Origin of the sequence: Vibrio orientalis CIP 102891 = ATCC 33934 (genome assembly GCF_000176235.1) — a bacterium.
GTDB lineage: Bacteria > Pseudomonadota > Gammaproteobacteria > Enterobacterales > Vibrionaceae > Vibrio > Vibrio orientalis.
Genome location: NZ_ACZV01000005.1, coordinates 1,806,111 through 1,820,174 on the forward strand (window position 1 = coordinate 1,806,111; position 14,064 = coordinate 1,820,174).

Consider the following 14,064-nt stretch of genomic DNA (forward strand, 5'->3'; position numbering starts at 1 on the left):
ATGGATTTAAATCCAGCAACTGGTGAAAACCGCGTTCTATTTGAACGCTTCCACCTAGACTTACCATTGCTACTTGGCATTCTTGCACTAATGGGGTTTGGCCTCGTGGTGATGTACAGTGCGAGCGGACAAAGTCTGGCGATGATGGACCGCCAAGCGATGCGTATGGGTCTATCGCTTGGTGTGATGCTGATCCTCGCACAAATCCCACCTCGTACTTATGAAGCCTTGGCTCCGTTGATGTTTGTCGGTGGCGTGGTTTTACTGCTTGGGGTACTGTTCTTTGGCGAAGCTTCCAAAGGTGCTCAACGCTGGCTGAATTTAGGTTTTATCCGTTTTCAGCCCTCGGAACTCCTAAAACTTGCGGTTCCATTGATGATCGCTCGCTATATTGGTAAGCGCCCACTACCTCCAACATTCCAAACGTTAGTGATCTCTTTGGTGATGGTATTTGTGCCAACCATTTTGATCGCTAAACAGCCTGACTTAGGTACGTCAATCCTTATCGCAGCATCTGGTATCTTTGTTATTTTCCTTGCTGGTATTAGCTGGAAGATCATCTTTGCCGCCGCTTGTGGTCTAGGCGCATTTCTACCAATACTGTGGTTCTTCTTGATGCGTGAGTATCAAAAAGTCAGGGTAAGAACACTGTTCAACCCAGAGTCCGATCCGCTTGGGGCTGGCTACCACATTATTCAAAGTAAAATCGCGATTGGTTCAGGTGGTATCTCTGGCAAGGGGTGGTTGCAAGGTACTCAGTCTCAGCTTGAGTTTTTACCCGAGCGACACACAGACTTTATCTTCGCTGTTATTGCTGAAGAATGGGGCCTGATTGGCATCTTGCTCCTCCTCAGTCTGTATTTATTTATCATTGGACGAGGTTTGGTATTAGCGAGTAAAGCTCAGACCGCCTTCGGCCGAATGATGGCAGGAAGTATCGTATTAAGCTTCTTCGTCTATGTGTTCGTTAATATTGGTATGGTCAGTGGCATCTTGCCAGTAGTGGGGGTTCCACTACCTCTTATCAGTTACGGTGGTACATCCATGGTGACCCTAATGGCTGGCTTTGGCATCTTAATGTCGATTCATACCCACAGAAAAGCATTCTCTAAGGCAATATAATGATTAACAAGCAGCTACTGCTCCCTACACTTCTGGCTAGCCTAGTGCTGGCTGGGTGTTCTTCATCCCCATCGAAACGCTATTCGATTGATGATGATATTGCCCCAGATACACCAATCAGTGTTGATCATATTGAAGATGCAACACCGCAATACGAACCTTATAGCTTAGGGGGTAACAGTAATTACACGCTACGCGGCGAGAGCTATACAATCATTAAAGATCCAAACGGATTTAAGCAAGAGGGCCAAGCCTCTTGGTACGGTAAGAAGTTTCATGGTCACCTGACGTCCAATGGTGAAATCTATGACATGTACTCAATGACAGCAGCGCATAAAGAGCTGCCAATTCCAAGTTATGTCAAAGTCACTAATAAGGACAACGGGAAAACCACAGTAGTACGAGTTAACGATCGTGGCCCTTTCCATCCGGGACGTATTATTGATCTCAGCTATGCTGCGGCATTAAAGCTTGATGTCATTCGTACTGGAACGGCCAACGTCGCAATTGAAGTCATTTCCGTGGATCGACCGACTCAAACCCACAAGCAAGATGCACTGCCAAAGTTCATTGTGCAGGTTGCTTCTTCAAAACATCAAGATCGCGTTGAAACTTTAGCGCAAGACTTGAGTCAAAAGCTATCAGTGAAGAGCTACGTCAATTCTGCTAGCGATATTCACCGTGTTTTTTTAGGTCCGTTTAACGATTATATGCAGACCCAAAAAGCACTAGAGCAAGTAAAAGAACTGGGTTATACCAGCGCTTTCATAAAATCCCACTAGTCCTCAATCCAGTGTACTTAATCACTACACTGGCTTGAGTGATTGATTCTGTTAAGATATGGACAGTTTTAGATAAACCTGTAGTCACTATGAAAAAAAACTCACTAATTAAATCAGTGTTTGCGTCATCAATTGCGCTTTCTGCAACCATCGCAACGTCTGCTTTCGCATCTCCAATTGTTGTTCCTGACGCTCCTCAAATCGCAGCTAAAGGTTACGTTTTGATGGACTTCCATTCTGGTAAAGTTCTGGCAGAGAAAGAAATGAACACCAAGCTTTCTCCTGCGAGTCTTACCAAAATGATGACCAGCTACGTAATCGGTCAAGAACTTGAGCGTGGCAACATCTCTCTACAAGACGATGTGACTATCAGTAAAAACGCTTGGGCAAAGAACTTCCCTGATTCATCGAAGATGTTCATTGAAGTTGGCACCACCGTTAAAGTTGAAGACCTAAACCGCGGTATCATTGTTCAATCTGGTAACGATGCGTGTGTTGCAATGGCTGAACACATCGCTGGTTCTGAAGACGCGTTTGTCGACCTAATGAACGCTTGGGCTGATACCATTGGTATGAAAGACACGCACTTTGCTAACGTACACGGTCTAGATAACCCGAACCTTTACTCAACGCCTTATGATATGGCTCTACTTGGTAGCGCGCTAATCCGCGATGTGCCAGATGAGTACCGTATCTATTCAGATAAGAAATTTACTTACAACGGCATCACCCAATACAACCGTAACGGTCTACTTTGGGATAAGAGCATGAACGTTGACGGCATTAAAACTGGTCACACAAGCAACGCTGGCTATAGCCTAGTGAGCTCAGCGACTGAAGGTCAAATGCGCCTAGTTGCGGTTGTGATGGGCACTAAAAATGCGAACGCACGTAAGTCTGAAAGCAAAAAGCTGCTTAGCTATGGCTTCCGCTTCTTTGAAACAGTGGCTCCGCATAAAGCTGGCGAAACATTTGTTGAAGAGAAAATCTGGATGGGTAACAAAGATACTGTTGCGCTAGGTCTTGACCAAGATACCTACGTAACGTTACCTCGTGGCCAAGCGAAAAACCTAACCGCTAGCTTTGTACTTGAAAAGGAGCTAGAAGCCCCAATTATGAAGGGTGACGTAGTTGGTAAGCTATACTATCAACTAGAAGGTGAAGATATTGCAGAGTACCCACTTCTTGCGCTAGAAGACGTAGAACAAGGCAGCCTATTTAGCCGCCTATGGGATTACATTGTAATGCTGTTTAAAAGCTTCCTGTAATTTCTGCATGTAGCTGATAAGAAGCCGCCTAGTGCGGCTTTTTTAATTGTATTTATAATATTGAGCCGCGAATCTCGGTGCCTTGAGATCCTCATCGATAGGCAGTACTATTCCGCGCTGCAAACAACGACTTTCAACTTGGAGTTCCAACATGCTGAACATTAACTCAGACGCTAAACTGAAAGACCTGCTTGAGTTCCCTTGTTCTTTTACTTACAAGGTTATGGGCTATGCAAAGCCTGAACTACCAGAGAAGGTTCTAGAAGTAATCCAACGCCATGCTCCAGGTGATTACAGCCCGACGGTTAAGCCAAGTGCTAAGGGCAATTACCACTCGGTGTCAGTGAACATCACTGCCACTTCAATCGAGCAGGTTGAAACGCTTTACAAAGAACTCGGTGAGATCGACATCGTACGTATGGTTCTATAGGGCTTATTAAGCCTAAATAAATTTGATAGATTCAAATTATTTTGAAAGCAGCGAAAGCTGCTTTCTTTTTAGATATCAAACAGATAAATATCCTGCAAAAACTCTAGGGTTAAAAATGTGTTACTGGCATATAGTTCGATTGCCAGAAGCAGTTTATAATCCGTCTACTTTATTAATCGACGATGGAACAGCGGAATGCAAAACCAGCTTGTAGTGAAACATCTCGGCAGACAAGATTACGAGCCAATTTGGCGCGCAATGCATGACTTCACCGATAACAGAACGGATGAAACCGCCGATGAAGTTTGGCTCGTTGAACACAACCCTGTGTTCACTCAAGGGCAAGCGGGTAAAGCAGAGCACTTACTGAACACTGGCGACATTCCCGTGGTACAAAGTGACCGCGGTGGTCAAGTGACCTACCATGGACCTGGTCAGCTAGTCGCGTATTTCCTGATAAACCTTCGTCGTAAGAAAATTGGTGTACGAGATCTCGTCACGCATATCGAGAATCTCGTAATTAACACGCTAAAGACATACAATATCGACTCTGCAGCGCGCCCAGATGCACCGGGTGTGTATGTAGATGGCAAAAAAATCTGTTCCTTAGGTTTGCGAATCCGTAAAGGATGTTCGTTCCATGGTTTAGCATTAAATGTAAATATGGATCTATCGCCGTTCCACCGGATCAATCCTTGTGGTTATGCCGGAATGGAAATGGTTCAAGTGAGTCAACTTGGTGGTCCAAGTGACATTATCGAGGTCGAACATAAGCTAGTCGAAGAACTGGTGGCTCTACTCGGTTATGACCACGTTGAATCCACAACATTAGCCAGCCAATAAGACAAACAGTAACGAGAAGTAAGAGAAGCATGAGTAAACCAATCCAAATGGAAAAAGGCGTTAAATACCGCGACGCTGACAAAATGGCACTGATTCCAGTAAAGAACATGCCAACAGAGCAAAAAGAAGTTCTTCGTAAACCTGAATGGATGAAGATCAAGCTCCCAGCGGACAGCCAACGTATCCAAGACATTAAGTCGGCTATGCGTAAAAATAACCTCCACTCTGTTTGTGAAGAGGCTTCATGTCCAAACCTAGCGGAATGCTTTAACCACGGTACCGCTACATTTATGATCCTTGGTGCAATCTGTACTCGTCGCTGCCCATTCTGTGACGTTGCCCATGGGCGCCCTCTTACTCCTGAAGCGGATGAGCCGAAAAAACTGGCGAAAACCATCCAAGATATGAAACTGAAGTATGTCGTTATTACGTCTGTTGACCGTGACGACCTGCGTGATGGTGGTGCACAACACTTCGCTGATTGTAACCGAGAGATCCGTGCTCTTAACCCGAACATTAGAATTGAAACCCTTGTCCCTGACTTCCGTGGCCGCATGGATGTCGCACTGGATCTAATGAAAGACAATCCACCAGATGTATTCAACCACAACCTAGAGACAGCACCGCGCCTATACCGCAAGGCTCGTCCAGGTGCGAACTACAAGTGGTCACTACAACTGCTACAGAAGTTCAAAGAGCAGCACCCAGACATCCCAACAAAATCTGGCGTTATGATGGGCCTTGGTGAAACTAAAGAAGAGATCATTCAAGTATTGAAAGACCTTCGCGAACATGGTGTTACCATGCTGACACTCGGCCAATATCTTGCACCAAGCCGTCACCACTTACCCGTCGAGCGTTATGTTCCGCCTTCTGAGTTTGATGAGCTTAAAGAAATCGCGCTTGAGCTAGGCTTTACTCACGCAGCGTGTGGCCCATTCGTACGTTCTTCGTACCATGCTGACCTTCAAGCGCAAGGCGTAGAAGTAAGCTAAAAGTTTATGAAAACGATTAAAAGGCTGGCTAAATATATCAGCCTTTTTTAATTTCTATTGAATGCACAACTACTCTTATATAGGCTTACCTAACGAGTTATGAGTACAAGATAAAATCACCTAAGGATTTATTATGAAGAGATTAGGACTAGTCGCAGTGGCGCTGGCGACACTTACTGCTGGCTGCGCTTCAAATACAAAGCAAGACAACTTTCGTGAAGCCTCTTTTGAGCTTTGTAATACCGACGTTTCTCTTTATTCAGTTAGTGACGATGAGCGCGTACGTATTGTTTGTGCTGACGGTTCTAAGTTTTCTCTAAACAGTGAAGACACTTTGGCAACAATGCGTGATATTAACTTCGACTACTGTGATGGTGAAGGTCTAGGTAAGTTTAGCGAAAGCAGCAAATACTACTCATTCAAATGTAAGTCAGGCACGCTGATTAGCTTACCTAAGTAGGCGAGTTACGAAAGCATAAAGGGTTGACGCTTAAAAACGTCAACCCTTTTTAGTTTGAATAAACAAGTCTGTCACCCTCAAGAAAGATGCCCGAGTGAGTTGGGGATATCTTCTTGCGAGTAGAAGGCGTTTAGAGATTCCCTACTCTCTCCTCCGTCGTTCTATGGAATGACACGATACCCGCTCCGTCATTCCCGAGAGGGAGGTACGACCGAGTTGGGAATCTATTCCAGCAAGTAGAAGGCGTTTAGAGATTCCCTACTCTCTCCTCCGTCGCTCTATGGAATGACACGATACCCGCTCCGTCATTCCCGAGAGGAAGGGACGACCGAGTTGGGAATCTATTCCAGCGAGTAGAAGGCGTTTAGAGATTCCCTACTCTCTCCTTCGTCGCTCTATGGAATGACAAGGCACTCCCTGCTTCACTCTATAAAATAGCCGTTTTTCAAAATCAAAAAAGCCCCATCAAATGATGAGGCTTAAATTCGTTTTCAAACTGAATGGTTACTAGTTCAAGGAAAAGACGCGGAGTTTACGATAGTAAATGAGCACCTTTGACGCAGAAATAGAACCATTCAGGACGAAAATTAAGCGTAAACTGGTAGACGCTTACAAATGTCGAGCACCTTTGCTTTCGTTGCTTCGATAACTTCCTCGTTGCCGATGTTATCTAGCACGTCACACATCCAGTTCGCTAGCTCTTTCGCATCTTCTTCAGTGAAGCCGCGACGAGTGATTGCAGGAGAACCTACACGGATACCAGACGTTACGAATGGGCTGCGTGGGTCATTTGGTACTGAGTTTTTGTTTACAGTGATGTTCGCTGCACCTAGTGCTGCGTCTGCATCTTTACCTGTGATGTCTTTGTCGATTAGGTCAACGAGGAACAGGTGGTTTTCAGTACCGTTAGAAACGATTTTGTAGCCGCGCTCTTGGAACTGAGCAACCATCGCTTTTGCGTTCTTCACTACGCGCGCTTGGTAAGCTTTGAATTCAGGTTCCATTGCTTCTTTGAACGCTACTGCTTTACCCGCAATAACGTGCATTAGAGGGCCACCTTGACCACCAGGGAATACCGCTGAGTTCAGCTTTTTGTACATCTCCTCACCCGCGTTAGACAGGATAAGACCACCACGTGGACCTGCTAGCGTTTTGTGAGTCGTTGTCGTTACAACGTGAGCATGTGGTACTGGTGTTGGGTATTCACCTGCAGCGATTAGACCTGCTACGTGAGCCATGTCTACGAATAACCAAGCGCCTGCTTTATCTGCGATTTCACGCATGCGTGCCCAATCAACGATTTGCGAGTAAGCAGAGAAACCACCGATGATCATTTTAGGCTTATGCTCAAGCGCTAGTTGCTCCATCTCGTCGTAATTGATTTGGCCTGCTTCGTCGATACCGTAAGGAATAACGTTGTAGTGCTTACCAGAGAAGTTTACTGGAGAACCGTGAGTCAGGTGACCACCGTGCGCTAGACTCATACCTAGAACCGTATCGCCTGGGTTAAGAAGAGCCATGTAAACAGCGCTGTTTGCTTGAGAACCAGAGTGCGGCTGTACGTTTGCGTACTCACAACCAAATAGCTGACATGCACGGTCGATAGCCAGAGCTTCTGCTTTATCAACGTACTCACAACCACCGTAATAGCGCTTGCCTGGGTAACCTTCAGCGTACTTGTTCGTTAGCTGAGAACCTTGAGCTTCCATTACACGTGGGCTTGTGTAGTTTTCAGAAGCGATTAGTTCAATGTGTTCTTCCTGGCGAAGAGTTTCTTCTTGGATTGCTGCGAACAGTTCCGCATCGTAATCTGCGATGTTCATATCACGCTTTAGCATCTGTATCTCCTGACTCAGATTAAGACTTAAAAATTGCAAAAAAACTGGTTTTTGACCTCAATACCGACGTTTTCCACCTGACGCAAACGTTTGCATTAAGCTAATGACGCGCATTCTACATAATTTGATCTAGGTCATAAAGAGAAAATTCATTTTTTCTCATGCAGTTTTTTCATAATGCTTTACGAAGAATATCATGATGACCTTTTTACCAAGTTTTTACTTAGCAAAGTGTCAATTTCTTCCTTTACACTCCGTAAAACGATAATTACATAGGTTTACCTTAAATTTCGCTCTCAAGCTACCGAAATCCTTCATTTTTAAATAGTATGCTCGCCATTATTGACTAGTTAAATTTCAAATTGATGGAAAAACACTCAAGAAAAGAAGATTGGATCGCAATTTTGACTGGTACCTTCTTAGTTGCTCAAGGCGTCTTCTTTCTACAATCAGCGTCATTATTGACAGGCGGTACAACCGGGTTAGCATTGCTTGCCAGCCAGTTTGTTTCGATTTCGTTTGGCACACTCTACTTTGTCGCTAACTGCCCTTTCTATTTGTTGGCATGGAAACGATTTGGCTCTCGTTTTGCGTTTAACAGTGCAATTTCAGGCGCTTTGGTCTCTATTTTTGCCGATCACCTTTATTTAGTGATTAGCTTAGACACGATCAATAAAGTGTATTGTGCAGTTGCCGGAGGCCTATTAATGGGGCTTGGTATGCTAATTCTATTCCGCCATCGCTCTAGCTTGGGTGGCTTCAATGTGCTGTGCCTATTTATTCAAGACAAGTTTGGTATTTCAGTCGGTAAGTCACAGCTAGCGATCGACATGTGTATTTTAGTCGCTTCATTCTTCTTCGTTTCACCAGAAGTGATTGGCCTTTCAATCCTTGGCGCTGTCGCTCTAAACCTAGTACTGGCAATGAACCACAAGCCAACCCGTTATAGTGTCAACTACGGGTAAATAACTGGATAACAAAAAAAGAGGGTTGACGTGAAAACGTCAACCCTCTTTAGTTTGAGTAAATAAATTCGTCATCCTCAAGAGTGAGGGACGAATGAGTTGGGGATCTCTTAAAGCAAATCAAATACTCGATGAAATTCCCTACTCGCTCCTTCTCGCTCTATGGAATGACAGTTCCCTAGAGCAACGCCTGTTCCCGCCCGCTTAATTAAGGTCTCCGTGTGAGACACGAGCCTTCACATCATGACTGAGTTCGCGATTAAGCTCAGCTTCCACATGGCCTGGTGATTGGGTAGTTGCTGAAATCAAACGATACATCGCGGGGATGACGAACAAAGTTACTAATGTCGCAAAGCCCATACCGAAGAAAATCACCGTACCAACGGCAACTCGGCTCTCATAACCGGCACCAGTAGACATAATCAACGGAATCGCACCTGCCAATGTCGTAAACGCCGTCATCATAATTGGGCGAAGACGACGAGCAGAAGCATCGACAATCGCCTTTTCAAACTCAATACCGCGATCACGCAGTTGGTTAGCAAACTCGACAATCAAAATACCATTCTTGGTTACCATACCGATCAGCATGATCATACCAATTTGGCTGTAGATATTGAGTCCTTGATTCATCAAGAACAGGCCAAGGAAGCCACCAAATACCCCCATAGGAACGGTAAACATCACGACTAATGGGTTAATGAAGCTTTCAAACTGAGCCGCCAGTACCAAATAGGCCACCAGCAATGCTAAAGCGAACACAATCAGAATGCTCGATTGGTTCTCTTTATAGTCTTTAGACTCACCAGAGTAACTCACTGAGATATCACTCGGCAGTAGCTCAATTGCTTGCTGATCAAGATAATCCAACGCTTCACCAAGCGTATAACCATCCGACAGGTTTGCCGTGACTGTGATTGATTTTTGCTTGTTGTAGTGTGAAAGACGAATCGACGAAGCAACTTCCTCAATCTTGGTGACAGCATCTAATGTCACCAACTCGCCAGAAGCGGTACGCATATAGATTTGACTTAAGTCAGATGCGTTATTGAAGCTGTTTTCATCTCCGCGTAGGTAAACATCGTATTCTTCTCCGCGTTCAACAAAGGTCGTTTCGCTCTTACCACCTAGCATGATCTCCAGCGTTTCTGATATATCTTGAACACTGATTCCTAACTCGGCCGCTCGCTGCTTATCAACGGAAACAACCAGTTCAGGGGTCTTTTCAGAGTAGTCAATATCCGCACCTTCCATAAATGGTGATGCCTCGGCCAACTGCTCTAGTTTTTCTGCCCACGTTTTCAGTTCCGCGTAGTCCGAACCACCTAATACAAACTGTACAGGTTCACTTGAGCCACCTCTAAAACCGGGCATAAACGGGAATACGCGTACATCAGGAATACCTGCTAGTGACTTACGCACTTGGCCTAAGGCTTGCTGCGCCGTGACATCGCGGTCATTCCAATCATCAAGGATCATGATAACAAAGCCGGTTTGGTCACCAGCATTACCACCAAACGCAGGTGACTGAATGCTGAATGACTTCAAGAACCCTTGACCAAGCAGTGGCATCAGACGCTCTTCGACGATATCCATATTGGCTGACATACGGTTGTAGCTGGTCGCATCCGCACCACGAACAAAGGCAAAGATCACGCCGCGGTCTTCAGACGGTGTTAGCTGAGCAGGTACTTGCTGCATCAAGCCCCAACTGCCGCCAATACACGACATGATGATTAACGGTGCCGCCCACTTCCATTTCAACGCGCCCTTCAGCAATTTTCGATATGCTGACTCTAAACGACCAAACATACGATCAATAAACAAATTGAATCGGCTTGGTTTTACATTCGCTTTTAGCAGTTTGCTACCAAGAACAGGCGTTAAGGTCAGAGCAATTAACGATGAGAAGATCACTGACATCGCGAGTAAGACCGAGAATTCAGTAAATAGCAGACCAACCATACCATCCATAAAGGAAATTGGCAGGAACACCATCACCAGTACTAGCGTAGTAGCAATAACGGCAAAGCCGACTTCGCGAGTACCTTTATAGGCGGCAAGCAGTGGTTTTTCACCTCGCTCGATATGGTGGAAAATATTTTCAACCACAACGATGGCATCATCGACCACCAGACCTATCGACAAAATCAACGCCATTAGAGTGATTAGGTTGATCGAAAAACCAAAATAGTAAGCCGCAATGAAAGACGAAACGAGCGAAACGGGTACCGTTACCGCTGGAATTAAGGTTGCACGCACTTGCCCAATAAAGATGTATAAAACCAGAACAACAAGACCGCCAGTAATAAATAGCGTGCTGTACACCTCAGCGATTGAACGTTCAATAAAAACCGTCGAATCATAATCAATCGCAAGGCGCGTTCCGTCCGGCAAGAACTGCTGAATATCTTCGACCTGTTTATGGACTAATGTGGCAACTTCCAATGGGTTGGCATCAGACTGAGGGACAATCCCCATACTAACGTTAACGACGCCATCACTCTTAAAGGTCGAGTTCTCGTTCTCGGCGCCAATGTAAACATCCGCCACATCACGTAGGTAAATTGGCGTATTATCACTGGCTCGTTTCACGACTAGATATTCAAAATCTTCAGCTTGGTTATAGCTGCGAGCAGTACGCACCGACATGACGATCTGATCGTTACGAACCTCGCCGCCTGGGCTTTCGAGGTTTTCACTGCGTAGCGCCGAAGTAATATCGGATGTGGTAACACCTCGGCCGGCCATTTGCTCCGGTTTGAGTTTGACGTACATAACTTTGTACAGGCCACCGGAAACATCAACCGAACTCACCCCAGAAATCAAACTGAAACGGTCCATCAACACGCGATCAACGTAGTCAGTCAGCTGGGTTCGGTCCATTTCAGACGAACTAAGATTAATGTACAGCGACGCTTCACCGGATCCGTTGTTTTTAAATACGATCGGATCATCGGCTTCATCAGGCAGTGAACGCTGCGCACGAGCAACCGCATCACGAACATCGCTCACCCCAGTATTGAGGTCATAACCTAACTCAAAGGTAATGGTGATGCGTGACATACCATTACGCGTGGTTGAAGATATTTCATCAATACCACTAATGCCGGATAGCTGGTCTTCAAGGTTGGAGGTTATTTGACTTTCAATAATGGTGGCTGAAGCACCTTCATAGCGAGTACTGATCGAAACAACCGGACTCTCAATGTCAGGCATTTCACGAACCGCTAGCTTATTAAACGAGACAATACCGAATACGCACAACAACAAACTCAGTACGACCGCGGCAACCGGTCTCTTTACAGAAACATCGGATAACAGCATTAGTTCGCCCCTTCTTGGCTGTTATTCGCCACCTTCGGACGAGCGTCGCTGCCTAGCTCAGTCACCGCTATGCCATCACGCATGTTAACGATGCCCTGTACGACAATCTTCTCGCCAATATCCAAGCCTTGTTCAATCACCACGAGGTTATCAACGCGTGCACCTAAGATCACCTCAGTACGCTTAGCTTTACTCTCTTCACCCACAACATAGACGAAACGCTTGGTACCTGAGTATTCGAGCGCTTGAACGGGAATAATTGGCGCTTCAATCGCTGGAAAGTCCATGTCGGCTGAAACCAGCATACCGGGCTTTAAATATTGTTCAGCATTAGCAAAGTGGATACGAACACGTAAGTTCAAGGTTTCAGCATTAATGCGCGAGTCTATGCCCACCACTTCACCTTCAAACTGTTGACTAGGCCAAGCAGCCGTCGTGGCTTTAACCTTCATGCCTTGTGATAGTTGAGAGAGGTAGCGCTCTGGAACTTGTAGGTCGAGCTGCATAACGGAAAGGTTATCTAGATTGAGAAGTTCTGCACCTGCACTGACCATTTTCCCGCGGCTAAAGTCAATAAAACCAACCGTGCCATCAAAAGGCGCACTGATATGGAGGTCTTTCAAATTAGCATTTGCCGCATCAAGACGCGCTTTAGCAATATCGACACTCGCTTGCTGAGCATCAATTTCGGTTTGGGTTATTGCGTTGCGCTTCACTAGACGTTGAAACTCTTTTAGTTTGCGCTGTTCATCTTTTAAGTAAGCATTCGCTTCAGTGACCGCAGCGCGCGCTTTATCATCATTTAACTGCACTAAAAGCTGGCCTTTACGCACAACTTGATTAGCTTTAACCGCAATAACGTCAACTTTACCTGTGACCTCAGGAGAAATAGTCACCGATTGCTCTGCATCGAGTTTACCGACCAATTCAAGCGACTGAGACACTTCGTGTGTCTGCACTTGTTCGGTCACAACCGTCACTGAAGATGGCCCTTGCCTTTTAGCGTAAGCTGTTGGTGCTGCTGCAATAATAGACAATGACAGCAAACTCAAAACAATTTTATTTTTCATAGTGAAGTTCTGTATAGAGTAATTACCCGTATTGTATCCGTTTATACGCAATTTAAACGTCAAGTAATGTAAAGAGCGCGAAATATTGTGTAAGTAAAACCGTTGATTGTTTAAGCTTTATGGTCAATAACTGCCATCTTTGCCCAAAAAGGCACCATTCAATTCAAAATTCTAAGAAAACGCTTTACAGCTTGAGCGAGTTTGCTATGATTCGCTCCGCACTTGAGCAATGTGTTGGGAAAACATAGCTTAAGCCTATCCCTAGAGAGATAGGAAAACACCCTGGAGGGGTTCCCGAGTGGCCAAAGGGATCAGACTGTAAATCTGCTGGCACTGCCTTCGATGGTTCGAATCCGTCCCCCTCCACCATATTTCTTCTTGTGACTTTCTTTAGGTGAACAACCTTTTGATAAGTTGTGAGAAACACTTGATTAACGTGTTGGGAAAACCTTAATTAAGCTATTCCGTAAAAAGAATAGAAAATACCCTGGAGGGGTTCCCGAGTGGCCAAAGGGATCAGACTGTAAATCTGCTGGCACTGCCTTCGATGGTTCGAATCCGTCCCCCTCCACCATATTTTCTCTTATTATAGAGAGCAGCTTGATTGTAGTGTTGGGAAAACATCAATTAAGGATAAAAATACCCTGGAGGGGTTCCCGAGTGGCCAAAGGGATCAGACTGTAAATCTGCTGGCACTGCCTTCGATGGTTCGAATCCGTCCCCCTCCACCATATTTTCTCTTTTATAGAGATCAGCTTGATTGTTGTGTTGGGAAAACATCAATTAAGGATAAAAATACCCTGGAGGGGTTCCCGAGTGGCCAAAGGGATCAGACTGTAAATCTGCTGGCACTGCCTTCGATGGTTCGAATCCGTCCCCCTCCACCATATTCAAGAAAGCCAACTCATTGAGTTGGCTTTTTTCGTTTCTGACATCCACAAATGCTCCCCTATCCACAGTAGTC

Annotated in this window: 11 protein-coding genes and 4 tRNA genes; 12 read left to right on the forward strand and 3 right to left on the reverse strand. The window is 45.3% G+C overall.

The window, feature by feature from the left end; translation table 11 throughout:
* The 7 genes from rodA to VIA_RS18960 all read left to right on the forward strand — a co-directional run bounded on the left by rodA (nt 1) and on the right by VIA_RS18960 (nt 5,900).
* Nucleotides 1-1,122 (forward strand): rod shape-determining protein RodA, encoded by a 1,122-nt coding sequence (gene rodA, locus VIA_RS18930; protein WP_004415150.1) that lies wholly within the window; start codon nt 1-3, stop codon nt 1,120-1,122.
* Nucleotides 1,122-1,904, forward strand: coding sequence for a septal ring lytic transglycosylase RlpA family protein (locus VIA_RS18935; protein WP_004415153.1), 783 nt, complete (start codon nt 1,122-1,124; stop codon nt 1,902-1,904). The genes rodA and VIA_RS18935 overlap by 1 nt, the downstream gene beginning before the upstream one ends.
* Before the next feature lie 89 nt (nt 1,905-1,993).
* Nucleotides 1,994-3,172: a serine hydrolase gene (locus VIA_RS18940; RefSeq protein WP_004415159.1), complete on the forward strand. Its 1,179-nt coding sequence runs from the start codon at nt 1,994-1,996 to the stop codon at nt 3,170-3,172.
* Between the two features lie 151 nt (nt 3,173-3,323).
* Nucleotides 3,324-3,602 carry a DUF493 family protein YbeD gene (gene ybeD, locus VIA_RS18945; protein WP_004415161.1) on the forward strand — a complete coding sequence of 93 codons (279 nt, stop codon included), beginning with the start codon at nt 3,324-3,326 and terminating at the stop codon, nt 3,600-3,602.
* A 195-nt stretch (nt 3,603-3,797) separates the two neighbouring features.
* Nucleotides 3,798-4,445 carry a lipoyl(octanoyl) transferase LipB gene (gene lipB, locus VIA_RS18950; RefSeq protein ID WP_004415164.1) on the forward strand — a complete coding sequence of 216 codons (648 nt, stop codon included), beginning with the start codon at nt 3,798-3,800 and terminating at the stop codon, nt 4,443-4,445.
* A gap of 29 nt (nt 4,446-4,474) precedes the next feature.
* On the forward strand, nt 4,475-5,440 hold the full coding sequence (gene lipA, locus VIA_RS18955) for a lipoyl synthase (protein WP_004415165.1): 966 nt from the start codon (nt 4,475-4,477) through the stop codon (nt 5,438-5,440).
* Nucleotides 5,441-5,573: 133 nt separating this feature from the next.
* Nucleotides 5,574-5,900, forward strand: a complete 327-nt coding sequence (locus VIA_RS18960) for a hypothetical protein (protein ID WP_004415169.1) — start codon at nt 5,574-5,576, stop codon at nt 5,898-5,900.
* A gap of 587 nt (nt 5,901-6,487) precedes the next feature.
* On the opposite strand, the gene glyA is transcribed toward VIA_RS18960, so the two are convergent.
* Nucleotides 6,488-7,738, reverse strand: coding sequence for a serine hydroxymethyltransferase (gene glyA / locus VIA_RS18965; protein WP_004415170.1), 1,251 nt, complete (start codon nt 7,736-7,738; stop codon nt 6,488-6,490).
* Between the two features lie 365 nt (nt 7,739-8,103).
* Here glyA and VIA_RS18970 point away from each other — a divergent pair, with 365 nt between their 5' ends.
* On the forward strand, nt 8,104-8,703 hold the full coding sequence (locus VIA_RS18970; protein WP_004415173.1) for a YitT family protein: 600 nt from the start codon (nt 8,104-8,106) through the stop codon (nt 8,701-8,703).
* Nucleotides 8,704-8,907: 204 nt separating this feature from the next.
* On the opposite strand, the gene vexH is transcribed toward VIA_RS18970, so the two are convergent.
* Together vexH and VIA_RS18980 are read right to left on the reverse strand one after the other, a co-directional pair.
* Nucleotides 8,908-12,030 (reverse strand): vibriobactin export RND transporter permease subunit VexH, encoded by a 3,123-nt coding sequence (gene vexH / locus VIA_RS18975; RefSeq protein ID WP_004415174.1) that lies wholly within the window; start codon nt 12,028-12,030, stop codon nt 8,908-8,910.
* Nucleotides 12,030-13,100 (reverse strand): efflux RND transporter periplasmic adaptor subunit, encoded by a 1,071-nt coding sequence (locus VIA_RS18980; RefSeq protein ID WP_004415177.1) that lies wholly within the window; start codon nt 13,098-13,100, stop codon nt 12,030-12,032. Before VIA_RS18980 ends, vexH begins: the two co-directional genes overlap by 1 nt.
* A gap of 284 nt (nt 13,101-13,384) precedes the next feature.
* Between VIA_RS18980 and VIA_RS18985 the strand changes: the two genes are divergently transcribed.
* The 4 genes from VIA_RS18985 (at nt 13,385) to VIA_RS19000 (ending at nt 13,987) form a co-directional block, all read left to right on the forward strand.
* Nucleotides 13,385-13,469, forward strand: a tRNA-Tyr gene (locus tag VIA_RS18985).
* Nucleotides 13,470-13,589: 120 nt separating this feature from the next.
* A tRNA-Tyr gene (locus tag VIA_RS18990) sits at nt 13,590-13,674 on the forward strand.
* Nucleotides 13,675-13,746: 72 nt separating this feature from the next.
* Nucleotides 13,747-13,831: transfer RNA gene (locus VIA_RS18995), tRNA-Tyr, on the forward strand.
* Between the two features lie 71 nt (nt 13,832-13,902).
* A tRNA-Tyr gene (locus VIA_RS19000) sits at nt 13,903-13,987 on the forward strand.
* The last annotated feature ends 77 nt before the right edge of the window (nt 13,988-14,064 follow it).

What these genes read in the sequence shown, in the direction of transcription:
- ybeD (WP_004415161.1), top strand. Translation starts at nt 3,324, where the DNA reads ATGCTGAACATTAACTCAGACGCTAAACTGAAAGACCTGCTTGAGTTC.
- glyA (WP_004415170.1), bottom strand. Translation starts at nt 7,738, where the DNA reads ATGCTAAAGCGTGATATGAACATCGCAGATTACGATGCGGAACTGTTC.
- lipA (WP_004415165.1), top strand. Translation starts at nt 4,475, where the DNA reads ATGAGTAAACCAATCCAAATGGAAAAAGGCGTTAAATACCGCGACGCT.
- VIA_RS18970 (WP_004415173.1), top strand. Translation starts at nt 8,104, where the DNA reads ATGGAAAAACACTCAAGAAAAGAAGATTGGATCGCAATTTTGACTGGT.
- VIA_RS18960 (WP_004415169.1), top strand. Translation starts at nt 5,574, where the DNA reads ATGAAGAGATTAGGACTAGTCGCAGTGGCGCTGGCGACACTTACTGCT.
- vexH (WP_004415174.1), bottom strand. Translation starts at nt 12,030, where the DNA reads ATGCTGTTATCCGATGTTTCTGTAAAGAGACCGGTTGCCGCGGTCGTA.
- VIA_RS18940 (WP_004415159.1), top strand. Translation starts at nt 1,994, where the DNA reads ATGAAAAAAAACTCACTAATTAAATCAGTGTTTGCGTCATCAATTGCG.
- VIA_RS18935 (WP_004415153.1), top strand. Translation starts at nt 1,122, where the DNA reads ATGATTAACAAGCAGCTACTGCTCCCTACACTTCTGGCTAGCCTAGTG.
- rodA (WP_004415150.1), top strand. Translation starts at nt 1, where the DNA reads ATGGATTTAAATCCAGCAACTGGTGAAAACCGCGTTCTATTTGAACGC.
- lipB (WP_004415164.1), top strand. Translation starts at nt 3,798, where the DNA reads ATGCAAAACCAGCTTGTAGTGAAACATCTCGGCAGACAAGATTACGAG.
- VIA_RS18980 (WP_004415177.1), bottom strand. Translation starts at nt 13,100, where the DNA reads ATGAAAAATAAAATTGTTTTGAGTTTGCTGTCATTGTCTATTATTGCA.